The following is a 24,457-nucleotide window of genomic DNA, read 5'->3' as shown; positions in this document are numbered from 1 at the left end:
TTATTTTTAGCCCGCCAGACCGTCAGTGGATAGGGTGTTATGTCCGTAAAAGCGCAACAGCAATCTCGTTTGAAAGAGTTGATCGCCCGCGGTCGTGAGCAGGGTTACCTGACTTACGCTGAGGTCAATGACCACCTGCCGGAGGATATTTCCGATCCGGAACAGGTGGAAGACATCATCCGCATGATCAACGACATGGGTATCAACGTATTCGAGACTGCCCCGGATGCGGATGCCCTGTTGTTGGCCGAAGGCGACACCGACGAAGCCGCGGCTGAAGAAGCCGCAGCGGCACTCGCTGCCGTGGAAACCGACATCGGTCGCACCACGGACCCGGTGCGCATGTACATGCGCGAAATGGGTACCGTTGAGCTGCTGACCCGCGAAGGCGAAATCGAAATCGCCAAGCGCATCGAGGAAGGTATCCGTGAAGTCATGGTCGCCATGGCCCACTTCCCCGGCATCGTCGATGGCATTCTTGCCGAATACCAACGCGTCAGCACCGAAGGCGGTCGCCTGACCGATGTCTTCAACGGCTATATCGACCCGGACGATGGCACGCTGCCCGCCGAGGAAGTAGCGCCGGTCATCGCCAAGCCCGCCGCGCCTGCGGCCAAGGACAAGGACGACGAGGAAGAGGAAGAGACCGAGACCGAGGAAGCCGAAGAGGAAGGTGATGGCGGCCCGGACCCGGAAGAAGCCCTGCGCCGTTTCACGGCTATTGCCGACCAGCTGGAAGTTGCCAACAAGGCCCTGAAAAAATACGGCCGTGGCAGCAAGCAGGCCAATGCCGAGCTGGACGCCCTGGGCATCTTGTTCATGCCGATCAAGCTCGTACCCAAGCAGTACGATCCCCTGGTCGAGACCGTGCGCAGCGCCCTGTACCGTGTGCGCCAGCAGGAACGCGCCATCATGCAGCTGTGCGTGCGTGACGCGCGCATGCCGCGTACCGACTTCCTCAAGCTGTTCCCGCACAACGAAGTCGACCTGACCTGGAGCGAAGGCCTGGCCAAGGGCAAGGCGAAGTACGCCGAAGCCATTGGCAACCTGCAGGACGACATCAAGCGCAACCAGCAAAAACTGATCGACCTTGAAAACGAAGTCGGCCTGACCATTGCCGAAATCAAGGACATCAACCGCAGCATGTCCATCGGCGAGGCCAAGGCCCGCCGCGCCAAGAAGGAAATGGTCGAGGCCAACCTGCGTCTGGTGATCTCGATTGCCAAGAAGTACACCAACCGCGGCCTGCAATTCCTCGACCTGATCCAGGAAGGCAACATTGGCCTGATGAAGGCGGTGGACAAGTTCGAATACCGTCGCGGCTACAAGTTCTCGACCTACGCCACCTGGTGGATTCGCCAGGCGATCACCCGCTCGATCGCCGACCAGGCGCGCACCATCCGTATCCCGGTGCATATGATCGAGACGATCAACAAGCTCAACCGCATCTCTCGCCAGATGCTGCAGGAAATGGGCCGCGAGCCCACTCCGGAAGAGCTGGGCGAACGCATGGAAATGCCCGAGGACAAGGTCCGCAAGGTATTGAAGATCGCCAAAGAGCCGATCTCCATGGAAACCCCGATCGGTGACGACGAAGACTCGCACCTGGGCGACTTCATTGAAGACTCCGCCATGCAATCGCCGATCGACGTGGCGACCGTGGAAAGCCTCAAGGAAGCCACCCGCGACGTGCTCTCGGGCCTCACCGCCCGCGAAGCCAAGGTCCTGCGCATGCGCTTCGGCATCGACATGAATACCGACCACACCCTCGAGGAAGTCGGCAAGCAGTTCGATGTCACCCGCGAACGTATCCGCCAGATCGAAGCCAAGGCACTGCGCAAGCTGCGCCACCCGACACGAAGCGAGCACCTGCGCTCCTTCCTCGACGAGTGATACCAAAACCCCCGGCCCAAACCGGGGGTTTTGCATTGTGGACGACGGATGGCGCATCCCCGCCGACGCCGTTATAATCGCGCCTTCCTTCTGGGGGCCTATAGCTCAGTTGGTTAGAGCAGAGGACTCATAATCCTTTGGTCCACGGTTCGAGTCCGTGTGGGCCCACCACCTTCAAAGCCGCGCACTGCGCGGCTTTTTTGTGTCGATCAGACTAAAAGCCAGCCCGAGCTCTCACTCCACCCCCTCCAACCGCATCGTCGATCGCACCAATCGCTGCTCTTCTTGCTCGATCTCGCGCAGGTTGTCGCGCACGCTGTTGATATGTTCGCGGGCGGCGCGTTGGGCTTGTTCGGGCAGGCGTTCAATTACCGCGTGGTACAGGCGGGTGTGTTGGCGGTCGATCTGTCGTTTCTGCGGCGGGCGGTGGTAGAGGTTGTTTACCGAGGCAAACACCGTGCTCAGCATCAGTTCGCTCAGCGACTGTAACGTCAGCACCAGCACCGGGTTGTGGGAGGCCTCGCTGATGGCGCGGTGGAAGGCGTGGTCGCGGCGCGCGTGCTCGCGGGGGTCGAGCGGCTGCGGTTCGTCGTAGGCGGCGAGCATTTCTTGGTAGCGGCGCTTGATCAGCAGCAGATCGGCGTCGGTGGCGCGCAGCGCGGCCAAGCGTGCCGACTCCCCTTCCAGCAAGGCGCGTACTTCCAGCAGGTCGAATAAGGTACGCGGCTGCGAGCTGAACAGGTTCATCAGCGGTGTCGCATCGTTGCCCCGGTTCAGGTCGGCGACAAACGAGCCCCGCCCCTGCTCAGTGTCGATGATGCCGCGTCCGCGCAGGATGCGCAGGCCCTCGCGCAGCGCCGAGCGTGAGCAGCCGAGGGTTTCCACCAGGCGCCGCTCGGACGGCAGCGCCTGGCCGACTTTAAGCACCCCGTCGACGATCAGCCGCTCGATGCGCTCCGCCACCTGGTCGGCGATTCGGCTTTTACCCTGCTGATTACCCTTGGCATTTTCCATGTTTTAGCTCTCCAACTGGTAGGACCAGCATACAAGCATATGGCCAACAGCCGAAACCGTACCCGCATGGATACAGGGCTACCGGCCTTTCACCGGTGAGACGAGGACGAAACTGGTAGGACCAGTCCCGCCCCCCATGGACTCCTAAAAGCGGCCTGGGCCACTCTCAAGGTGCCATGGCTCAGCGAGCCCGACCGGTTACGCCTCTAGTGAAGCCAACCGGCGGACTCCGAGAACAATTAAAAAACCACCACCGTGTGAGCCCTATGAATATTCTTTACGACGAACGCGTCGATGGTGCGTTGCCCAAGGTCGATAAGTGCGCGTTGCTGGCCGAGCTGCAAGCGCGGCTGCCCGATCTGGAAATCCTCCACCGCACCGAAGACCTCAAGCCCTACGAGTGCGATGGCCTGTCAGCCTATCGCACCACGCCGATGCTTGTGGTGCTGCCCGAGCACGTCGAGCAGGTGCAAACCCTGCTCAAGATCTGCCACGAACGTGGCGTGCCCGTGGTCGCCCGTGGCGCCGGCACGGGCTTGTCCGGCGGTGCGCTGCCGCTGGAACAAGGCATTCTCCTGGTGATGGCGCGTTTCACCAAGATTCTCGAAGTCGATCCTGACGGTCGCTTCGCCCGCGTTCAGCCTGGCGTGCGCAACCTGGCGATTTCCCAAGCCGCCGCACCCTATGAGCTGTACTACGCGCCGGACCCTTCTTCACAGATCGCCTGCTCCATCGGCGGCAACGTCGCCGAGAACGCCGGTGGTGTGCACTGCCTGAAATACGGCCTGACCGTGCACAACCTGCTCAAGGTGGACATTCTTACCGTCGAGGGTGAGCACATGACGCTCGGCTCCGACGCGCTGGATTCGCCGGGTTTTGACCTGCTGGCGCTGTTTACCGGCTCTGAAGGCATGCTCGGGATCATCACCGAGGTGACCGTCAAGCTGCTGCCCAAGCCGCAAGTAGCCAAGGTGCTGCTGGCCGCCTTCGACTCGGTGGAAAAGGCCGGCCGCGCGGTAGGCGACATCATCGCGGCGGGCATCATCCCCGGCGGCCTGGAGATGATGGACAACCTGTCGATCCGCGCTGCGGAAGATTTCATCCACGCCGGCTACCCGGTGGATGCCGAGGCGATCCTGCTCTGCGAACTGGATGGCGTCGAGGCCGACGTGCATGACGACTGCACACGCGTCAGCGAAGTGCTCAAGCTGGCCGGCGCCACCGAGGTGAGGCTGGCACAAAACGAAGACGAACGCGCACGCTTCTGGGCCGGGCGCAAGAACGCCTTCCCAGCGGTCGGGCGCATTTCGCCAGACTACTACTGCATGGACGGCACCATCCCGCGCCGCGAGCTGCCGGGCGTGCTCAAGGGCATCGCCGACCTCTCCGAGCAGTACGGCCTGCGCGTGGCCAACGTATTCCACGCCGGCGACGGCAACATGCACCCGCTGATTCTGTTCGATGCCAACCAGCCCGGTGAGCTGGAGCGCGCCGAAAACCTGGGCGGCAAGATCCTCGAGCTGTGCGTCGAAGTGGGCGGCAGCATTACCGGGGAACACGGGGTGGGTCGCGAGAAGATCAATCAGATGTGCTCGCAGTTCAACGCCGACGAGCTGACCTTGTTCCACGCGGTGAAGGCGGCCTTCGATCCCAGCGGCCTGCTCAACCCCGGCAAGAACATCCCGACGCTGCATCGTTGCGCCGAGTTCGGCCGCATGCATATCCACAACGGCGAGTTGCCCTTCCCCGAACTGGAGCGTTTCTAATGTCCGTATTTGAAAACGACACCAGCGCCCAGTTGCTGGATCAGGTCAATCAGGCGCTCGCCAGCAAGACGCCACTGCGCATTCAGGGCAGCGGCAGTAAAGGCTTTCTCGGTCGTCCGGTCGAGGGCGAACTGCTCGACACGCGCTCACATCGCGGCATCGTCAGCTACGACCCTACCGAGCTGGTGGTCAGCGTGCGCGCCGGCACGCCGCTGGCGGAGCTGGAAGCCGCGCTGGACGCCGCCGGGCAGATGCTGCCCTGCGAGCCGCCGCATTTCGGTCCGGGCGCCACGGTCGGCGGCATGATCGCCACCGGACTTTCCGGTCCCCGTCGGCCGTGGAGCGGATCGGTCCGCGATTTCGTACTCGGCACGCGCATCATCACCGGCCAGGGCAAGCACCTGCGCTTCGGTGGCGAAGTGATGAAGAACGTCGCCGGGTACGACCTGTCGCGCTTGATGGCCGGCAGTTTCGGTTGCCTCGGCGTGCTCACCGAAGTTTCGCTCAAGGTGCTGCCCAAGCCGCGCCTGTGCAGCAGCCTGCGCCTGGAAATCGACCAGGAGCTTGCCCTGCTCAAGCTCGCCGACTGGGGCCAGCAGCCGATTCCGATCAGCGCGGCCAGCCATGACGGCCAGGCGCTGCACTTGCGACTGGAAGGCGGTGAAGGCTCGGTCAAGGCCGCCCGTGAACGGATCGGCGGTGAAGATCTGGATGCCGGCTACTGGAACGACCTGCGCGAACAGCGCCTGGCGTTCTTTGCCGACGCGCGCCCGCTGTGGCGCCTGTCCCTGCCCAACAATACGCCGGTGCTGGCACTGCCTGGCGAGCAACTGATGGACTGGGCCGGGGCCCAGCGCTGGCTGAAGAGCGATGCCGATGCGGAGATGATCCGTGGCATCGCCCGCGAAGTCGGCGGCCATGCCCAGTGCTACACCTTGGGCGTTACTGACAGCCCGTTCCAGCCGCTGCCGGAGCCGCTGCTGCGCTATCACCGCCAGCTCAAGGCGGCGCTCGACCCGCAGGGCATCTTCAATCCCGGCCACCTGTATTCCGAGGTCTGATGACGCTATGCAAACGAATCTGAGCGAAGCGGCCAAGCAGCTGCCGCGTGCCGAAGAAGCCGAAAGCATTCTGCGTTCCTGCGTGCACTGCGGTTTCTGCAATGCCACCTGCCCGACCTACCAACTGCTCGGCGACGAGCTGGACGGCCCGCGCGGGCGCATCTACCTGATGAAGGAGATGCTCGAAGGCGGCGAAGTAACCCAGAGCACCCAGCTGCACCTGGATCGCTGCCTGACCTGTCGCAACTGCGAAACCACCTGCCCGTCCGGCGTGAAGTACCACAACCTGCTGGACATCGGCCGCGATTTCATCGAGCGCCAGGTACCGCGCACCACCAGCGAGCGTCTGCTGCGCGGTGGCCTGCGCACCGTGGTGCCACGCCCTGCCCTGTTCAAGGCACTCTTGAACACCGGCAATGCGCTGCGCCCGCTGCTGCCGGCCTCGCTGCAAGCTCACTTGCCGCGCGAGATCCGCCCGGCCAAACCGCGCCCGCAGACCACCCACAGTCGCACCGTGCTGATGCTCGAAGGCTGCGTGCAGCCGAGCCTGTCGCCCAACACCAATGCCGCGACCGCGCGGGTGCTGGACCGTCTCGGCATCAGCGTCACGCCGGCCCGCGAAGCCGGTTGCTGTGGCGCGGTGGACTACCACCTTAACGCTCAGGATGCCGGCCTTGAACGCGCCCGGCGCAATATCGACGCCTGGTGGCCCGCCATCGAGGCGGGGGCCGAAGCCATCGTGCAGACCGCCAGTGGCTGTGGCGCCTTCATCAAGGAATACGGTCACCTGCTCAAGGACGATCCGGCTTACGCCGCCAAGGCGGCGCGCGTCAGCGAGCTGGCCAAGGACCTGGTCGAAGTGCTGCGTGGTGCTGAGCTGGAAAAGCTCGGGGTCAAATCCACCATGCGCATGGCCTTCCATTGCCCGTGCACCCTGCAGCATGCCCAGAAGCTGAGCGGCGCGGTCGAAGACGTGTTGAGCCGGCTAGGCTTCCAGCTCACTGCGGTGCCCGATGCGCACCTGTGCTGCGGTTCAGCGGGCAGTTATTCGCTGACCCAGCCGGAGATTTCCAAGCAGCTGCGCGACAACAAGCTCAACGCCCTGGAAAGCGGCAAGCCGGAGGTGATCGTCACCGCCAACATCGGCTGCCAGACCCACCTGGACGGCGCCGGGCGCACGCCGGTCAAGCATTGGATCGAGATTGTCGAGGAGTCGATGCAGTAAGGCTGAAGAAGCCGAGCGAACCTGAACACTTGCAACCCACCTGCGCATTGGCGCAGACCGAATTCGATAGGAGAACGCATGAAAACCAAAGCCGTACTGGGCCAGACCGAAGTCACCGCCATCCTCGCCGCCGCCCGTGCCGAGGCGCAGGCCAATGGCTGGGCGGTGACCGTCGCGGTCGCCGATGACGGCGGCCACCTGCTGGGCCTTGAGCGTCTGGACGGCTGCGCGCCGATCGCCGCCTACATCGCCACCGAGAAAGCCCGCAGCGCAGCGCTGGGTCGTCGCGAAACCAAGGGCTACGAAGACATGGTCAACGGCGGCCGCAACGCCTTCCTGTCAGCGCCAGTGGTGTGCTCGCTGGAAGGCGGCGTGCCGGTGATCGTCGACGGCCAGATCGTCGGCTCGGTGGGTGTGTCCGGCGTCACCGCCGCCCAGGATGCACAGGTTGCCAAGGCCGGCGCCGCCGTCCTCAACTGATTTTTCAGGCCAGACAACAAAGGAGAACAAGAGCATGACTGAGCGTGCAACCCTGGGTCGCCTGCATGTAGCGACCACTCTGCAGCGTTTTATTGAAGACGAAGTCCTGCCGGGTACCGGCCTCGACGCCGCCGCCTTCTGGCAGGGCCTGGACGCCCTGGCCCATGATCTGGCGCCGAAGAACCGTGAACTGCTGGCCGTGCGCGACCGCATTCAGGTCGAGCTGGACGCCTGGCACAAGGCCAACCCCGGCCCGATCAAGGACATGCCGGCCTACCGCGCCTTCCTCGAGTCCATCGGCTACCTGCTGCCGGTGCCCGAGCAGGTGAAGATCGAAACCGCCAACGTTGACGTCGAAATTTCCAGCCAGGCCGGTCCGCAGCTGGTGGTGCCGATCATGAACGCGCGCTATGCGCTGAACGCCGCCAACGCCCGCTGGGGCTCGCTCTACGACGCCCTCTATGGCACCGATGCCATCAGCGAAGAAGGCGGCGCGCAGAAGGGTCCGGGCTACAACGAAGTCCGCGGCGCCAAGGTCATCGCCTTTGCCCGCAACTTCCTCGACCAGGCTGCGCCGCTGGCCGCCGGCAGCCATGCCGACGCGGTCAACTACCGTGTGCAGGATGGCCAGCTGAAGGTCACGCTGGAGAACGGCAACGTCACCGCACTGGCCCAGCCGGAAAAATTCGTCGGCTTCCAGGGCGATGCGCTCGAGCCCAAGGCCGTGTTGCTAAAGAACAACGGCCTGCACGTCGAAATCCAGATCGACCCCAACAGCCCGATCGGCCAGACCGACGCCGCCGGCGTTAAGGACCTGCTGATCGAAGCCGCGATTTCCACCATTCTCGACTGCGAAGACTCGGTCGCCGCCGTCGATGCCGACGACAAGGTGCTGGCCTACCGCAACTGGCTGGGCATTGCCAAGGGCACCCTCAGCGAGGAAGTGGTCAAGGGCAGCACCAGCTTCGTGCGTCGCCTGAATCCGGACCGCGAATACAGCGCACCGAACGGCGGCACCCTGAGCCTGCACGGCCGCTCGCTGCTGTTCGTGCGTAACGTCGGTCACCTGATGACCAACCCGGCGATCCTGCTCGAAGACGGCAGCGAGATCCCTGAGGGCATCATGGACGGCGTGTTCACCAGCCTGATCGCCAAGCACGACCTGGCGCGCAAGGGCAACTCGCGCACCGGCAGCGTCTATATCGTCAAGCCGAAGATGCACGGTCCTGTGGAAGTCGCCTTCGCCGATGAGCTGTTCAGCCGCGTTGAAGACCTGATCGACGTGCCGCGCCATACCCTGAAGATGGGCATCATGGACGAGGAGCGCCGCACCAGCGCCAACCTCATGGCCTGCATCGGCGCCGCCAAGCATCGTGTGGCCTTCATCAACACCGGCTTCCTCGACCGCACCGGCGACGAGATGCACACCTGCATGGAAGCCGGCCCGGTGATGCGCAAGGGCGACATCAAGAATACCCCGTGGATCAAGTCCTACGAGCGCAACAACGTGCTGGTCGGCCTGGCCTGCGGTCTCAAGGGCAAGGCGCAGATCGGCAAGGGCATGTGGGCCATGCCGGATCTGATGGCGGCCATGCTCGAGCAGAAGATCGGTCACCCGCAATCCGGCGCCAACACCGCCTGGGTACCGTCGCCCACCGGCGCCACGCTGCATGCGCTGCACTACCACCAGGTGGATGTGCAGGCCGTACAGAGCGAGCTGGAGAAGGTTGACCTGGCCGCCGAGCGCGAACAACTGCTCAACGACCTGCTGACCATTCCGGTCGTCGCCGAGGCCAACTGGAGCGCCGAAGAGAAGCAGCAGGAGCTGGACAACAACTGCCAAGGCATCCTCGGCTACGTGGTGCGCTGGGTTGAACAGGGTGTCGGTTGCTCCAAGGTGCCGGATATCCACAACGTCGGCCTTATGGAAGACCGCGCCACCCTGCGCATCTCCGCCCAGCACATCGCCAACTGGCTACACCATGGCGTGGTGACGCGCGAGCAGGTTCAGGAAACCCTTGAGCGCATGGCCAAAGTGGTGGACCATCAGAATGCTGGCGATCCGCTATACCGCCCCATGTCCACCGACTACACGCAGTCGATTGCCTTCCAGGCAGCTGCGGACCTGGTGTTCAAGGGACGGGAACAGCCTGCGGGTTACACCGAGCCGCTGCTGCATGCCTGGCGTCGCCGCTTCAAGGAAGCCAACTGAGTAACACAAGGGCAATCACAGCTGCGCAACGCACTGCGCGTTCGCAGCCGTGACGATTTACAAGCCCCAGACAGCCTAAGCTGCCTGGGGCTTTCAAGCATCGGGCTGTAGGTATTCGCATCTGCCAACTTGCAACCCAGGCTTCGTCCACACGACGGGGTTATGCAAAACGCCGGGTACATCCAGGCATTACTGAAAGTGGTTCACAACAAAAAAAAGGGACCCAAGCATGAGTCAAACACTACTGTCCATTCTGGCCTTCGTGCCACTGGTGCTAGCGGGTGTGCTGCTGATCGGCTTTCGATGGCCCGCCAAGTATGCAATGCCGCTGGTTTTCGTCCTGACGGCGGTGATCGGGCTGCTGGCCTGGGACATGACGCTCAACCGGGTCATTGCCTCAACGTTGCAAGGCCTGATCCTCACCGCCGCGATTCTCTGGATCGTCTTCGGCGCGATCCTGCTGCTCAACACGCTGAAGCACTCGGGGGGGATCAGCGCGATTCGGCGCGGCTTCTCCAACATCAGCCCTGACCGCCGCGTTCAGGCGGTGATCGTGGCGTGGCTGTTCGGCTGCTTCATCGAAGGCGCATCCGGCTTCGGTACACCGGCCGCCGTGGTCGCTCCGCTGATGGTGGCACTGGGCTTCCCCGCCATGGCCGCCGTCGTGCTGGGCATGTTGGTGCAATCCACGCCGGTGTCCTTCGGCGCAGTCGGTACGCCGATCCTGGTGGGCGTGGGGGCCGGCCTGGACAAAAGCGGGATCAGCGAGCAGCTGGTCACGATGGGTAGCAGCTGGGAGGTGTTCTTCCACCTGATCTTCTCGCGTGTCGCGATCATTCATGCCCTGTGCGGGATTCTCATGCCGCTGATCATGATCAGCATCATGACTCGCTTCTTCGGCAAGAACCGTTCCTGGACCGAAGGCCTGGCCATCGCGCCGTTCGCCATCTTCACCGGCTTTGCCTTCGTCATCCCTTACGCGGCGGCTGGCGTGTTCCTCGGCCCGGAATTCCCCTCGATGATCGGTGCCCTGGTAGGCCTGGCCATTGTGGTACCGGCCGCCAAGGCAGGCTTCCTAATCCCCAAGCAGAGCTGGGATTTCGCGCCGGCCAGCGAGTGGCCAGCCGAGTGGATGGGCAAGATCGAAATGAAGCTGGACGATATGTCCGGTAAAAAAGCGATTTCCGTGCCCATGGCGTGGGCGCCCTACGTGCTGCTGGCTGTGCTGCTGGTGCTGACGCGCAACGTACCTGAGCTGAAGGCCTGGCTGTTGTCCCTGAGCTTCGGCTGGAAGGACATCATGGGCGAAACGGGCGTATCCGGAACCCTGGAACTGCTCTACCTGCCGGGTGGCCTGCTCTGCATCGCTGCGCTGGGGACCTTCTTCATGCATCGCATGCGGGTGAGTGAGCTGGTGACTGCGTTCAGCGAGTCCAGCAAAACGCTCCTGGGGGCAGGCTTCGTGTTGATCTTCACCATTCCGATGGTGCGCATTCTGATCAACTCCGGGGTCAACGCGTCGGACCTGATCTCCATGCCGGTGGCCATGGCGCGTCTGGTGGCCGACAGCGTAGGCGATGTGTATCCGTTCTTTGCACCGGCAGTCGGTGCGCTCGGCGCGTTCATTGCCGGCTCCAACACCGTGTCCAACCTGATGCTGTCGCAGTTCCAGTTCAACGCCGCTGAGCTTCTGGGCATGTCCGGTGCGTTGATGGTAGCGCTGCAATCCGTCGGTGCGGCGGCGGGCAACATGATCGCTATCCACAACGTGGTGGCGGCCTCGGCGACGGTAGGTTTGCTGGGACGTGAAGGCATCACCTTGCGCAAAACCATGCTACCGACCCTGTACTACCTCATCCTGGCCGGTGGTATCGGGTTGATTGCCGTGTTCATCATGGGCATTACCGACCCCTTGGTGATCGCCAGCAACTGAGCTGCATCGACTCCAAGCTCTAACTGAAAATGATAAAGCACAGCGCCGGTTTAACCGGCGCTGATGCATAGCAAGAGGCTTCAGATGACTACTGACTTCAAACAAGCCGCGCTGGATTACCACGAATTCCCCACCCCCGGCAAAATCAGCATCGCACTGAGCAAACCCGCCGATACCGCCGCCCACCTCGCCCTAGCCTACAGTCCCGGTGTAGCCGAGCCCGTTCGCGCGATTGCCGCCAACCCTGAAAATGCCTACCGCTTTACCGGCAAGGGCAACCTTGTCGCAGTGATCAGCGACGGCAGCGCCATCCTCGGCCTCGGCGACCTCGGGCCGCTGGCCAGCAAACCGGTTATGGAAGGCAAAGCCCTGCTCTTCAAGCGTTTCGCAGGCATTGATTCGGTGGATATCCAGGTCAAGTCGGAAAACCCGCAGGCATTCATCGACACGGTTGCGCGCATCGCCGATACCTTCGGCGGCATCAATCTGGAAGACATCAAGGCGCCCGAGTGCTTTGAGATTGAGAAAATTCTGATCGAGCAGTGCGACATCCCGGTGTTCCACGACGACCAGCACGGCACCGCCATCGTCACCGCCGCCGGCATGCTCAATGCGCTGGAGATCCAGGGCAAGCTGCTCTCTGACGCACGCATCGTCTGCCTCGGCGCCGGCGCGGCGGCCATCGCCTGCATGAAGCTGCTGCTCAGCCTTGGTGCCCGCCGCGAGAACCTGTATCTGGTCGACCGCCAAGGTGTGATCCGTTCCGACCGTGGCGATCTCGTCAGCCACAAGCAAGCCTTCGTCAATGACGGCGGTGCCCGTACCCTGCTGGACGCCATGCAAGACGCCGACGTGTTCATCGGCCTTTCGGGTGGCAACCTGCTGACGGCAGACGCACTGCTGGCCATGGCGCCCAAGCCGATCGTCTTTGCCTGCTCGAACCCCGATCCGGAAATCCAGCCGGAACTGGCCATGAGTCTGCGCGACGACCTGATCCTGGCCACCGGCCGCTCCGATTACCCGAACCAGGTGAACAACGTGCTGGGTTTCCCCTTCATCTTCCGCGGCGCCCTGGATGTGCGTGCAGCGCGAATTAACGAAGAGATGAAGATCGCCGCCGTTGAAGCCCTGCGCCAGTTGGCCAAGGAGCCGACGCCGGTCGAAATGCTGCAAGCATTCAACATCGACCGCCTGGAGTTTGGCCCTGACTACATTCTGCCCAAGCCGCTGGACGCGCGACTGCTGGGTGCCGTGGCCGGTGCCGTGGCTAAAGCTGCGGTCGATTCAGGTGTTGCCCGCTTGCCCTACCCTGCCCACTACCCGCTGTGATCGACTGTCCTTGGTAGAAGTCAGCTTGCTGGCGATGGGCGGAGGGTACGTAGGGTGGATATCGCTTTTTCACATCCACCCACCACCGCTCGGTGGAAAAGGAAAAGCGTTGTCCACCCTACTTGCTGGCTCTGACAACGACGGCAAGCACAGCCACCAACCTCGCGGGTGGACAATGGAAACGGCATCCACCCATCCGGCTTGAACGACCGGCCGTTGTAAGCGATTGGCGAATGTAGCGTAGGGTGGATGTCGCTTTTCACATCCACCACCACCGCTCGGTGGACAAGGAAAAAAAACGTTGTCCACCCTACTGACTTATCCCCTCTTATTCGCTCACCTCTAATTCAACCCACGTCGGCGCATGGTCACTGGCGCGGGGCTGATCGCGTACCCAGCGATCGACACCGGCGTTCTGTAGCCGTGGCGCCAGGTCGGGGCTGAGTAGCAGGTGGTCGATGCGCAGGCCCGAGTCCTTTTCCCAGTGCTGGCGAAAGTAATCCCAGAACGTATAGATGCGCTCCTGCGGAAAGCGCGCACGCAGGGCATCCGTCCACCCCTGGGCCAGCAAGCGTTGATAGCACGCACGGGTTTCCGGTTGCAGCAGCGCGTCCTTACGCCAGGAGCGCGTGTTGTAGATATCGTCGTCGGTGGGCACCACGTTGTAATCACCGGCCAGCACCACCGGATGTCCGCTGGCATACAGCGAGGCGGCGTGCTGGATCAGCCGTTCGAACCAGGCGAGCTTGTAGTCGAACTTGGGTCCTGGCTGCGGGTTGCCATTGGGCAGGTAAAGGCTGGCGACAATCACACCCTTCACTGCGGCCTCGAGGTAGCGACTGTGGGTATCGTCAGGATCACCCGGCAAGCCGCGACGAATCTCCAGTGGTTCCGCATCCCGGGCCAGAATGGCCACACCGTTCCATGACGCCTGGCCGTGCCAGATGGCGCCATAGCCGGCCGCCTGGATATCCAGGATGGGAAAGGCCACATCCGCAGCCTTGAGTTCCTGCAGGCAGGCCACGTCCGGCTGTTCGCGCTCCAGCCACTGCAGCAGCGCCGGCAGGCGTGAGCGAATACCGTTGATATTGAAGGTGGCGATTTTCAAGGTCTGCACGCGGGGCCTCGCTGATCGACAGGACGCAGAGCCTGTTCCGCGCGAGCGTGGAAGCAGGTGGGCTTAACAATAGAAGCCTCGGCGCACCATCGGTTCTACCCCCGCGATGTACAACCGTTGTAGAGCACAGCAAAACCTACCTGGACAGCCGCGCACAATGTGTTCGCTCGTGGCTATGCGCGGCGCCTCGTCTGCACCTATATACCGCCTGAATTGCTCCTGCTGAGGGAACCGCGGCAAGGTTCAACAGTCAGATTTCCGCGCCAGCCGCGCGGGCATTTATTCACCTGATGACTGCACCCCTGACGTCGTGAAACTGTAACGAAGCTGCCGTAAAAAATAGCTGTTAACTCTTCATCACACTGTATTGACGACCAACATGACCACGCTTATCGAATTGGCCCAACACATCGAAAACCTGTATCCCTTGAAGGATAAGCAGGCCGGCACCCGCTACCGCATCGTCAATCAGTTGGCCGGCCTGACCGAGCTGGAAGAGTTAGGCGGAACACCCCGTTACGTGCCTTCCCAGGCCTTGCAGGACGGCACGCTGTGGGATGCGTCTTCTGTACAACTAACAGCCGCCCGCTGATACAGGCGGCTGTCCGCTTAATAGCTCAGGTTCAGGGACAGACTTGCGCCATGCTGGCGCTCCTCCGCATCCCGCAGGTGATAGGCCGCACGAACCGTCACGGTATGCCCCAGCGACAAGCCGAGCCCCAAGGTTGCCAGCGTCTGGTCCTGATAGGGCGTGATGGTCTGTAGGTCATAGTCGAAACCCGGCATTGAATTGAGCCCCATGCGCAGGGTTTGTGGATCGTCCTCGTACTCACGCTCGCGCGCCACTTCGCCGAACACCTGCAAAGTGCGGCTCAGCTGCAGGTTGGCTTCCAGACCCACCCCCAGTCGCTTGCTGTCACGGGTCTGCTCGGCATAATGCAGCGCCGTGGAGTTTTCCCCATCCTCGCGATACGCGTCGATTTCCACGCGCACATAGTCGGCACTCACAAAGGGACTGACCTGCCAACTGCCCCGCCGCCCCAGCGCGTAGCCCAGTCGCAGGGTGGCGGCCGCAAGCTGGCCATCGGTGTCCCCTTTCTCGATGCGCTCGGCGATGCCCAGGTCGAAACGCCGTTCCAGATCGTGGTAATTCAAATGACCCGCCGTCACACCGACATCGGCCCACAGGCGTTTTTGCCGATACTGCGCAAAGGTGCTGAGCAGGTAGCCCCGCAGGTCATAATCGGACTGGCTGTGGTCCATCTCCAGGCTGCTTTCCTGCAAACCCAGGGCAAAACCCAGGCGCCAGCGCTCGCTCAGCCGATAGGTCGCGCCCAGGTTCACGCCCAGGGTTTCACTGTCGCCAGGCGCCACGGCCAGATGCTCGTCGAAATCCCGCCGCTGGCCGGTTGCCGCCGTAAAGCTGCGCCAGTTGCCCCGCGTCTGCCAATCGCCACGGTCAGCCTGCCACTCACTGCGCAGGTGCTGTTGGTGCGTGTTCAAACCGGACAGGGCCATGTCCGGCAGCAGGCCGATTTCCCACGGGGCCGACAGAAGCGAATAGACGTAGTCGGCGCTGATCTGTTGCACCGCCGCTGTGGGGTGAACGCCATCATAGAAAATCAACTTGTCCGGATCTGCCGAAGCATTGCCCTGGCCCCAGGTCGGATCGGGCTGGCATCGGTCCCCGTTGAAGCACACGTCCATCTGCGCAACATTGGGGTCGAAGCCAAAGCGCGCCGGGTCGGCGAGCATTTCAATGAACAGCGCGCGGTAATTGAGCCGAATGACGTTACCGCCCAGCGCCAGCAATTGCCGGTCCAGTTCGGCATTGAACAGCCCACTCAGACCTGACCACGCATCGCGTTGCCCACTGACGAAGCCCGCCGGGCTTAGGCCCACGTTCGGCAAGTCCGAAACGATGATGTAACGCGCCCCGGCGCGCTGCAGTGCCGCCACGCCAGCGACCAGATCGGCTGCGGAGGAAGCCGCGCTGGCTTGATCGTTAATTCGTCCCTGAAGAATGTCGTTACCGCCGCCATTGACATAAAACAGCGTCGAGGCACTCACCCGCGGCACATCAACCAGGTAACCGTCACGGGTGCGCGAAACTAGCCCGGCATCAACCTCCGAGCCATCTTCATCGATGATCGATGCCAGGATTTCATCGGTGCGACTCCCCCCTACCGCATAGTTGGTGCCGTCCGGATTGCCGGTAAGCTCCTCGGGAAGGATCGGCGTCGAGGGGAGTGCCTGCAGCCCAAGCCGCCCGGCCAGCCGCTGGGAGGCGACAGCGGCATACGGCTCATCACGGCCATCGATATAGTCGGGCCCAATGCGGTTGGTAAAACGTATCCCATCGGTGGGAAGGCCATTTTGTGTGGCGCCACCTAGATCTGGAAATTGCCCACTGTCACTGAGCGAATCGCCAAAGATCACCAGTTGCGAATACGGCGAGGCGGAAGAAAGAGCGGGAAGACCGGCAAACAACAGCGCGATGCCCAAGGTGTGGCGTCGAAACGTCATAAAGGACTCCTGTCATTGTTGGTGTTGTAAAAGCACCCTCAACGACTCTAGACCTCGTTTCGTTAGGTCACTGACCGATTGCCGGTTAGTTGAACCAGGCGGACCTCTAACCCATCTGTTTATTGCGGCGTCTCGAGAAGGTTTATCCCAAGGAATGCTTTAGGAGACGGTCATGTGAATAAATATCGCCTACCCCTCCGCCATTGCCTGCGCCACAAACCAACCACAAAAAAGCCCCGCCCGGATCACTCCGGGCGGGGCTTTTCAGTTCAGCTCAGCCGATCAGACCTTGCTGCGCTCGAAGCGCTTGCGGTCGTTTTCGTTGAGGTACTTCTTGCGCAGGCGAATCGACTTGGGGGTCACTTCGACGAGCTCGTCGTCGTCGATGAATTCCAGCGCCTGTTCCAGGGTGAACTTGATCGGCGGCACCAGGGCGATGACTTCGTCCTTGCCCGAGGCACGCATGTTGTCGAGTTTCTTGCCCTTGGTGGGGTTGATGGTCAGGTCGTTGTCGCGGCTGTTGATGCCGCACAGCTGGCCTTCGTAGATATCCTGGCCGGGCTCGAGGAACAGCTTGCCGCGGCTCTGCAGGGTTTCCAGAGAGTAGGTCAGCGCCTTGCCGGTGGCCATGGACACCAGAACGCCGTTCTGGCGGTTGGCGACTTCGCCTGACTTGACCGGCCCATAGTGGCTGAAGGTCGAGGTCAGGATGCCGGTACCCGAGGTCATGGTCAGGAAGCTGTTGCGGAAACCGATCAGGCCACGGGCCGGGATGGTGTATTCCAGGCGCACACGGCCCTTGCCATCCGGGACCATGTTGGTCAGATCGCCCTTGCGCAGGCCCATCTGTTCCATCAGCGGACCCTGGTGGGTTTCCTCGATGTCGATGATGACGTTCTCGTAGGGCTCCTGCTTCTCGCCGTCGACGTCCTTGATCACCACTTCCGGACGGCCCACGGCCAGCTCGAAGCCTTCACGGCGCATGGTTTCGATCAGTACCGACAGGTGCAGTTCACCACGGCCGGAAACCTTGAACTTGTCGGGCGAGTCGCCTTCTTCGACGCGCAAGGCAACGTTATGCAGCAGTTCCTTTTCCAGACGCTCCTTGATGTTGCGGCTGGTGACGAACTTGCCTTCCTTGCCGCAGAACGGCGAGTCGTTGACCTGGAAGGTCATGGACACGGTCGGCTCGTCCACGGTCAACGGCGGCAGGGCCTCGACGTGGTTCATGTCGCACAAGGTGTCGGAGATGTACAGCTCGTCCATGCCGCTGACGCAGACGATGTCACCGGCTTCAGCTTCGGCAACTTCAACGCGCTGCAGGCCGGAGTGGCCCATGACCTTCAGGATACGGCCCTGGCGCTTCTTGCCGTCGGCGCCAATGGCGACCACCGGGGTGTTGGTCTTGATCTTGCCGCGCTTGATGCGGCCCACGCCGATCACACCGAGGAAGCTGTTGTAGTCCAGCTGGGAGATCTGCATCTGGAACGGACCGTCCACGTCGACGTTGGGCGCCGGCACGTGATCGACGATGGCCTGGAACAGGGCGTCCATGTTGTCGGCCAGGTTCTCATGATCGAGACCGGCCAGACCGTTCAGGGCGCTGGCGTAGACAATCGGGAAGTCCAGCTGCTGCTCGGTGGCGCCGAGGTTGTCGAACAGGTCGAAGATCTGATCGACAACCCAGTCCGGACGCGCGCCCGGGCGGTCGATCTTGTTGACCACAACGATCGGGTTCAGGCCGGCCTGGAAGGCTTTCTGGGTCACGAAGCGGGTTTGCGGCATCGGGCCGTCGATGGAGTCGACCACCAGCAGCACGCAGTCAACCATGCTCATCACACGCTCGACTTCACCGCCGAAGTCGGCGTGGCCGGGGGTGTCGACGATGTTGATGTTGTAGTCCTTCCACTTCAGCGCGGTATTTTTCGCCAGGATGGTGATGCCACGCTCCTTTTCCTGGTCGTTGCTGTCCATCACGCGCTCGTTTTCCAGCTCCTTGCGGTCCAGGGTGCCGGACAGGCGCAGTAGCTTGTCAACCAGGGTGGTCTTGCCATGGTCGACGTGGGCGATGATGGCGATATTGCGAAGATTCTCGATCACAGTTTTGTCTCGATATTAAGCTCGTGGCTGAAGGCCCGAGCTGGGAAGCTGATTCCCGCGGTTGTTGCCGCACGGGATGGATGGAAGCGGCGGCGCGAAGGCCGCTCTCTTCCGGGCTCGCTACGCGTCGCGGGACGCGCCAGAGTCGGGAGGTCGGTGGCGGATACTGCCACCTAGCAGCCCAGGCTGCTTCACGGACCTGTCAGGTCGGACGATAAACGCGCACATTGGCATGCCCCTCGGACAGAAGATGATGAGCATGCAGGCGGCTCATGACACCTTTGTCGCAATACAGCAGGTACTGGCGATTGTCATCCAGTTCCTTGAAGCGGTTGTTGACCGCGTAGAACGGCAGCGTCTGAATTTCGATCCCCGGCAACTGCAGCGGTTCATCGTCCACCGCGTCGGGATGGCGAATGTCCAGGACGATCTGCCCCGGCAGCGCTTCACTGACGACTTCCACCGGCACATCTTTACCCAGCTCTTCGATGACCTTGTCCACGGTGATCCGCGTGGCGCGCTCGATCGCGCGCTCGAGAATCGCCATGTCGAACTGTTCTTCTTCATGCTCGATGCGCCCGCGCTTGGCGCGGGTGGTCGGGTTGACCGAAATCACCCCGCAGTATTCCGGCATGTTCTTGGCGAACTCGGCGGTGCCGATGGCGGTCGCGGTGTCGATGATGTCCTGCTTGTGCGCGGCAATCAGCGGGCGCAGCACCAGGGTGTCGGTAACCGAATCGATCACCGACAGGTTAGGCAGGGTCTGGCTGGACACCTGGGAGATGGCTTCACCGGTAACCAGCGCATCGATGTTCAGCTCGGCAGCGATGCGGCTGGAGGCGCGCAGCATCATGCGCTTGAGCACCACGCCCATCTGGCTGTTGTCGACCTTGCCAAGAATCTCGCCGACCACTTCCTCAAAAGGCACGCTGATAAACAGCACGCGATGGGACGAGCCGAATTTTTGCCACAGATAGTGGGCAACTTCCATCACCCCCAACTCATGGGCACGACCACCGAGGTTGAAGAAGCAAAAATGGGTTAGCAGACCGCGGCGCATCATCTGATAGGCGGCCACGGTGGAGTCGAAACCACCGGACATCAGCACCAGCGTCTGCTCGATGGAGCCCAGCGGATAACCGCCCAGGCCCTGATGCTGCGCATGAATGATGTACAAGCGGTCGTAACGCACCTCGAACCGCACCTCGACCTCGGGGCGCTTGAGGTCGATGCCGGCGGCCCCGCACTCCTGGCGCAGGCGGCTGCCCACGAAGCTGGCCAGTTCTACTGAGGTGAACGAGTGGGTGTTACCGGAACGCTTGCAGCGCACGGCGAAGATCTTGCCCGGCAACTGTGCGCCAAAATGCTCGCGGCATTTTTCCAACACATCGTCGAAATCGACGTAGGGGTAGTCGTGCACTTCCAGGCAATGCGCGATGCCCGGCGTGTTGCGCAGGCGCTCCAGCATCTCGGCCAGTAGCTTCGGCTCGGTCTGCCGGGTTTCCAGCTCCAGGTTGTCCCACTCGCCCTGCACATCCAGTTGCGGATCGAGATCCTTGAGCACCATGCGGATGTTCTTCGCCAGCTGCCGGATGAACTGCTTGCGCACCGGACGGCTCTTGATGGTGATTTCGGCGAAGGGCTTGACGATGACTTTCATGGAAGGCGGGACTGGGCGGGCAGCCAGAAAAAAGAGGGGCGCGAATTATACCGGAAATTGTGCAAGCTTTGATCGATTAATTGCAGCGCGCCCGATTGTCATTGAAAACGCAGCCGTTCAGATGAATCGACTGTCCCAATCGGGTGTACAGGTCGTAAACGCAGCGGGGTGCCGACAGAGGGTCGAGGCGAAGCAACTGATGAGGCGCAACTCGCAACTCGCACCACTTTGTATCGAAGTGGGCGAGCACGCACTGTTTTGGTGCAAAAACACGGCTGCAAGCAGAACGAAGCTCCATAATCAGCCCCATCCATGGCATGTCGGGACACTGGCACACTCATTGCTGTCTTGTGGTGGAGGGTGCCCTGGCGGATCATGCCGCCCCAGCATTACCTAATTCTCTGGGAGTCAGCCGCATTCGGCGTGTACCCCGGTTTGCTTTCCCTTGGAGGACACTATGTCGAAATCGCTGCAACTGATTAAAGACCATGATGTGAAGTGGATTGACCTGCGTTTTACCGATATCAAAGGCCAGCAGCACCACATCACCATGCCGGCGCGCGATGCCGACGACGATTTCTTCGAACACGGCAAGATGTTTGATGGCTCCTCCCTAGCCGGCTGGAAAGGCATTGAAGCGTCCGACATGATTCTGCTGCCGGACGACGCCACGGCCGTACTCGACCCGTTCACCGAAGAGCCGACGCTGATTCTGGTCTGCGACGTGATCGAGCCCTCCACCATGCAGGGCTACGACCGCGACCCGCGCGCCATCGCTCGCCGTGCCGAAGAGTTCCTGAAAAGCACCGGCATCGGCGACACCGTGTTCGTCGGCCCGGAGCCGGAATTCTTCATCTTCGATCAGGTCAAGTTCAAGTCCGACATCTCGGGCTCAATGTTCAAGATCTACTCCGAGCAGGCGTCCTGGAACACCGACGCGGACTTCGAGGGCGGCAACAAGGGTCACCATGTCCCGGTCAAGGGTGGCTACCTGCCGACCCCGCCGAAAGACTATGACCACGAAATCCGCACCGCCATGTGCAACGCCCTGGAAGAGATGGGCCAGTTCGTTGAAATCCATCACCACGAAGTGGCGACGGCCGGTCAGAACGAAATCGGCGTGCGTTTCAATACCCTGGTCACCAAGGCCGACGAAGTTCAGACCCTCAAGTACTGCGTGCACAACGTCGCCGATGCCTATGGCAAGACCGCGACCTTCATGCCAAAACCGCTGTACGGCGACAACGGCTCGGGCATGCACGTGCACCTGTCGATTGCCAAAGATGGCAAGAACACCTTTGCGGGCGAAGGCTATGCAGGCTTGTCCGACACTGCGCTGTACTTCATTGGCGGCATCATCAAGCACGGCAAGGCGCTGAACGCCCTGACCAACCCGTCGACCAACTCCTACAAGCGCCTGGTTCCGGGCTTTGAAGCCCCGGTGATGCTGGCCTACTCGGCGCGCAACCGCTCCGCCTCGATCCGCATCCCGTACGTTTCCAGCCCGAAAGGCCGTCGTATCGAAGCGCGCTTCCCGGACCCGGCTGCCAACCCCTACTTGGCCTTCTCCGCCCTGCTGATGGCCGGTCTGGACGGTATCCAGAACAAGATCCACCCTGGCGACGCTGCCGACAAGAACCTGTACGACCTGCCGCCGGAAGAGTCCAAACTGATCCCGCAGGTGTGCGGCAGCTTGAAGGAAGCCCTGGAAGCCCTCGACGCCGACCGCGACTTCCTGCTCAAGGGCGGCGTGTTCAGCAACGACTTCCTCGATGCCTTCATCGAGCTGAAAGCCGCTGAAGAACTCAAGGTGCGCACCTTCGTTCACCCGCTGGAATACGACCTGTACTACAGCGTCTAAGCCAGCGCCGGCCGCTGCCGGTGTAGCAAGCAAGAGGCCTCCTTCGGGAGGCCTTTTTAGTTTGGGCTGTGCCTGCGTGATGCAGGCACTTTAGCCGGCACAGAGGCCGTTGCCGAAATGAATTCGGCCCTCAGGCGAATACCCCACTAGTTGGTGGGCCTGCCTTAACTGTGGGGCCGAATTTACTTCGGCGGCGATGCTCGGCCCGCCGTACAAGCCTGTGCTCCAGCGCTAACACCCAAGAGGCCCCTATAAGGCCTCTCCCGTTACCGCAAGAGTGATACCCAAGGCATGGGCCAGTATTACCGCCGCAGCCGAAATAAATTCGGCCCTACAGGCTGAATACCCCACTAGTGGGTGACACATTCCTACAACCAAACCGCGTCCCAGTGCGGGTACTCACTGATTCGCTCCACCAGGCCCGCCCTCAGCGGGTTCGCCACGATATAACGCGCCAGGCTCGTCAGGTCTTCATCGTGGCGCACCGCTCGATCATGAAACCCACGCTGCCAAAGCGGCACCTGCCGGTTAACACGGCGCCGGGTTGAGCTTGCAACGCGCCCTTTCAACGTCTTGATCAGCACCGAAAGGTTGCTGCCTTCTGCAACTGAAACATCTAATGCAAATGGTCCGGCATGAGCACCCATGCCAGCGAATCAAGCCGACGCTCGTTTTGTAGCCGGCGCATTTCTCGAATCACAAGACGTGCAGTGTCGAAATCATCAAACCAGGCAAGCCGCTGGTAGGTGCAGATCGTCACGTGATAAACCTGATGGGGTAGCGAAACACGTCCTCGACAGAGGTCTTGATAGGGCATGTCCTTTGCCTTTGGATAATGATACCCAGGGCACTTTAGCCAGTATGGGCGCCGCTGCCGAAATGAATTCGGCCCTACAGCTGGACATCCTGCGGTGTGCACAAAGCAGATACCTTCACCTGTGGGGCCGAATTTACTTCGGCAGCAACCCGTCATCAAACCCTTTCCTGGCTCGCACCCAACATTCCATGCACCACCCCACGTCCCGTGCGTCTGCCACTTGCCAGTCGCGAGGTCCGGTGCAAGTCTTGCCAGATTGCCACGGAGGGAAAATCCCATGCGCCTGCTCACCTGCTGCCTGCTTTGCGCTCTGGCTCTGTCGGCCAGCGCCGAGGTCTACAAATACACCGATGCCCAAGGCAAAACGGTGTTCACCAACCAGCCGCCCGAAGGCCAGCCGGTCGAGCGCATCGAGTTGCCCCCCACCAATACGATCCAATCCTCGTTTCCCGAGGGCGCCTCTACACCACCCGCCGCTTCGTCACTCGTTTCCCGCTATCGAGTTTTGCAACTGGTCGGTCTTCCGGATGACGAAGCCTTGCGCGCCAATAACGGCACCTTCACCGTCAGCGTGCAGATCGAGCCGCCCCTGGCGCCAGGGCACAGCCTGCAATTGCTACTCGACGGCAGCCCCCATGGCCCAGCCAGTACCACTACACAGCTGCAGATCAATCAGACCGATCGCGGCACCCACAGCCTGGCCGTACAGGTACTGGCCGATGGCAAGGCGCTGCAGCAAAGCGATGTACTGACCTTTACTGTCCAGCGCATCAGCATCAACAGCCCGGCTCGCAAGGCCGCTCCTTGACGCGCCTGGCGGTTCTGGCTCTGGCGCTTGTCAGCCTGCCGCTGTTCGCGCAGGTCTATACGCACGTCGATGCCGAGGGCAACCGGGTCTTCAGCGGCCACCCATTGCATGAGCACTCTCAGCCTGTCGCCCTTCCTCCCATCAATCGCTTGCCGTCTGTACTGCCGGTTGAGACGCAACTTCGCTCCGTAGCGCCGGCTGAACACAGCCTGCGGCAGGGATACCAATGGGTGCGCATTCTGCAGCCCACGGCGGATGAGACCTACCGGGATGGCGCCGGCAATCTCAGCGTGCTCGCCGGCAGCGAGCCTGCCTTGCACCCTGGCCATGCGTACCAGTTGCTGTTCGATGACCAGCCGCTGGGCAGCGCCGGCTCGAAACCCAGCTTCCAACTGCACAATCTGGACCGCGGCAGTCATCGTTTGGCGGTGGAGATTGTCGATGCCACAGGCACAAGCCTGATCCGCAGTGCCGAGCAAACCGTGCATATCCACCGCCCTTCCCTGGCCCAGAAGCGGCGAGTCAGGCCCTGCCAGGGTGACGACTACGGACGTCGCCTGGAATGCCCGATGCGCGACAAACCTGTCGAGAAGCGCGACATCCCTTACGTCCCCCTCTTCTGACCTTTCGCATCTCGACTCCACCGCACTCTCCC

Annotated in this window: 18 protein-coding genes and 1 tRNA gene; 13 read left to right on the top strand and 6 right to left on the bottom strand. The window is 61.9% G+C overall.

What is annotated here, in order from left to right:
• Nucleotides 1–39 precede the first annotated feature (39 nt).
• Together rpoD and H9642_RS01425 are read left to right on the top strand one after the other, a co-directional pair.
• Nucleotides 40–1,893: an RNA polymerase sigma factor RpoD gene (rpoD, locus tag H9642_RS01430; RefSeq protein ID WP_251834630.1), complete on the top strand. Its 1,854-nt coding sequence runs from the start codon at nt 40–42 to the stop codon at nt 1,891–1,893.
• A gap of 94 nt (nt 1,894–1,987) precedes the next feature.
• Nucleotides 1,988–2,064 (top strand) — tRNA-Ile (locus tag H9642_RS01425).
• A 63-nt stretch (nt 2,065–2,127) separates the two neighbouring features.
• On the opposite strand, the gene glcC is transcribed toward H9642_RS01425, so the two are convergent.
• Nucleotides 2,128–2,907: a transcriptional regulator GlcC gene (gene glcC, locus H9642_RS01420; RefSeq protein WP_251834629.1), complete on the bottom strand. Its 780-nt coding sequence runs from the start codon at nt 2,905–2,907 to the stop codon at nt 2,128–2,130.
• Nucleotides 2,908–3,173: 266 nt separating this feature from the next.
• Between glcC and glcD the strand changes: the two genes are divergently transcribed.
• From glcD to H9642_RS01385, 7 genes are all read left to right on the top strand, one after another.
• Complete coding sequence (glcD, locus tag H9642_RS01415; RefSeq protein WP_251834628.1) at nt 3,174–4,673, top strand: glycolate oxidase subunit GlcD; 1,500 nt, start codon at nt 3,174–3,176, stop codon at nt 4,671–4,673.
• The gene (gene glcE / locus H9642_RS01410; RefSeq protein ID WP_251834627.1) at nt 4,673–5,734 is read left to right on the top strand and encodes a glycolate oxidase subunit GlcE; all 1,062 of its coding nucleotides are present in this window, start codon (nt 4,673–4,675) and stop codon (nt 5,732–5,734) included. Before glcD ends, glcE begins: the two co-directional genes overlap by 1 nt.
• A 7-nt stretch (nt 5,735–5,741) precedes the next feature.
• Nucleotides 5,742–6,959, top strand: a complete 1,218-nt coding sequence (gene glcF / locus H9642_RS01405) for a glycolate oxidase subunit GlcF (protein ID WP_251834626.1) — start codon at nt 5,742–5,744, stop codon at nt 6,957–6,959.
• Nucleotides 6,960–7,037: 78 nt separating this feature from the next.
• Nucleotides 7,038–7,439, top strand: a complete 402-nt coding sequence (locus H9642_RS01400) for a heme-binding protein (RefSeq protein ID WP_251834625.1) — start codon at nt 7,038–7,040, stop codon at nt 7,437–7,439.
• Between the two features lie 34 nt (nt 7,440–7,473).
• Nucleotides 7,474–9,651 (top strand): malate synthase G, encoded by a 2,178-nt coding sequence (locus H9642_RS01395; protein ID WP_251834624.1) that lies wholly within the window; start codon nt 7,474–7,476, stop codon nt 9,649–9,651.
• A gap of 229 nt (nt 9,652–9,880) precedes the next feature.
• The gene (locus H9642_RS01390) at nt 9,881–11,584 is read left to right on the top strand and encodes an L-lactate permease (RefSeq protein WP_251834623.1); all 1,704 of its coding nucleotides are present in this window, start codon (nt 9,881–9,883) and stop codon (nt 11,582–11,584) included.
• An 84-nt stretch (nt 11,585–11,668) separates the two neighbouring features.
• A complete protein-coding gene (locus tag H9642_RS01385) occupies nt 11,669–12,913 on the top strand; it encodes a malic enzyme-like NAD(P)-binding protein (protein ID WP_251834622.1) in 1,245 nt (414 codons plus the stop codon).
• 328 nt (nt 12,914–13,241) lie between these two features.
• Here H9642_RS01385 and H9642_RS01380 read toward each other — a convergent pair whose 3' ends face one another.
• Nucleotides 13,242–14,030, bottom strand: a complete 789-nt coding sequence (locus H9642_RS01380; RefSeq protein WP_251834621.1) for an exodeoxyribonuclease III — start codon at nt 14,028–14,030, stop codon at nt 13,242–13,244.
• A gap of 379 nt (nt 14,031–14,409) precedes the next feature.
• Between H9642_RS01380 and H9642_RS01375 the strand changes: the two genes are divergently transcribed.
• On the top strand, nt 14,410–14,622 hold the full coding sequence (locus tag H9642_RS01375; protein WP_251834620.1) for a hypothetical protein: 213 nt from the start codon (nt 14,410–14,412) through the stop codon (nt 14,620–14,622).
• Nucleotides 14,623–14,639: 17 nt separating this feature from the next.
• On the opposite strand, the gene H9642_RS01370 is transcribed toward H9642_RS01375, so the two are convergent.
• The 3 genes from H9642_RS01370 to thiI form a co-directional block, all read right to left on the bottom strand.
• Nucleotides 14,640–16,556: an autotransporter domain-containing SGNH/GDSL hydrolase family protein gene (locus H9642_RS01370; protein ID WP_251834619.1), complete on the bottom strand. Its 1,917-nt coding sequence runs from the start codon at nt 16,554–16,556 to the stop codon at nt 14,640–14,642.
• A 282-nt stretch (nt 16,557–16,838) separates the two neighbouring features.
• Entirely contained in the window at nt 16,839–18,656 is a 1,818-nt protein-coding gene (gene typA / locus H9642_RS01365; protein ID WP_251834618.1) for a translational GTPase TypA, read from the bottom strand.
• Nucleotides 18,657–18,858: 202 nt separating this feature from the next.
• On the bottom strand, nt 18,859–20,316 hold the full coding sequence (gene thiI, locus H9642_RS01360) for a tRNA uracil 4-sulfurtransferase ThiI (RefSeq protein WP_251834617.1): 1,458 nt from the start codon (nt 20,314–20,316) through the stop codon (nt 18,859–18,861).
• 457 nt (nt 20,317–20,773) lie between these two features.
• Here thiI and glnA point away from each other — a divergent pair, with 457 nt between their 5' ends.
• Entirely contained in the window at nt 20,774–22,177 is a 1,404-nt protein-coding gene (glnA, locus tag H9642_RS01355) for a type I glutamate--ammonia ligase (RefSeq protein ID WP_251834616.1), read from the top strand.
• Nucleotides 22,178–22,545: 368 nt separating this feature from the next.
• Here the strand turns inward: glnA and H9642_RS01350 are convergent, their stop codons facing one another.
• A complete protein-coding gene (locus H9642_RS01350; RefSeq protein ID WP_251834615.1) occupies nt 22,546–22,824 on the bottom strand; it encodes a transposase in 279 nt (92 codons plus the stop codon).
• Between the two features lie 447 nt (nt 22,825–23,271).
• Between H9642_RS01350 and H9642_RS01345 the strand changes: the two genes are divergently transcribed.
• Together H9642_RS01345 and H9642_RS01340 are read left to right on the top strand one after the other, a co-directional pair.
• The gene (locus tag H9642_RS01345; RefSeq protein WP_251834614.1) at nt 23,272–23,802 is read left to right on the top strand and encodes a DUF4124 domain-containing protein; all 531 of its coding nucleotides are present in this window, start codon (nt 23,272–23,274) and stop codon (nt 23,800–23,802) included.
• Nucleotides 23,799–24,425, top strand: coding sequence for a penicillin-binding protein (locus tag H9642_RS01340; protein WP_251834613.1), 627 nt, complete (start codon nt 23,799–23,801; stop codon nt 24,423–24,425). The genes H9642_RS01345 and H9642_RS01340 overlap by 4 nt, the downstream gene beginning before the upstream one ends.
• Nucleotides 24,426–24,457 lie beyond the last annotated feature (32 nt).

Origin of the sequence: Serpens gallinarum (assembly GCF_014836765.1) — a bacterium.
Classification (GTDB): Bacteria; Pseudomonadota; Gammaproteobacteria; order Pseudomonadales; family Pseudomonadaceae; genus Serpens; species Serpens gallinarum.
This window is presented reverse-complemented; position numbering and strand designations above follow the sequence as displayed.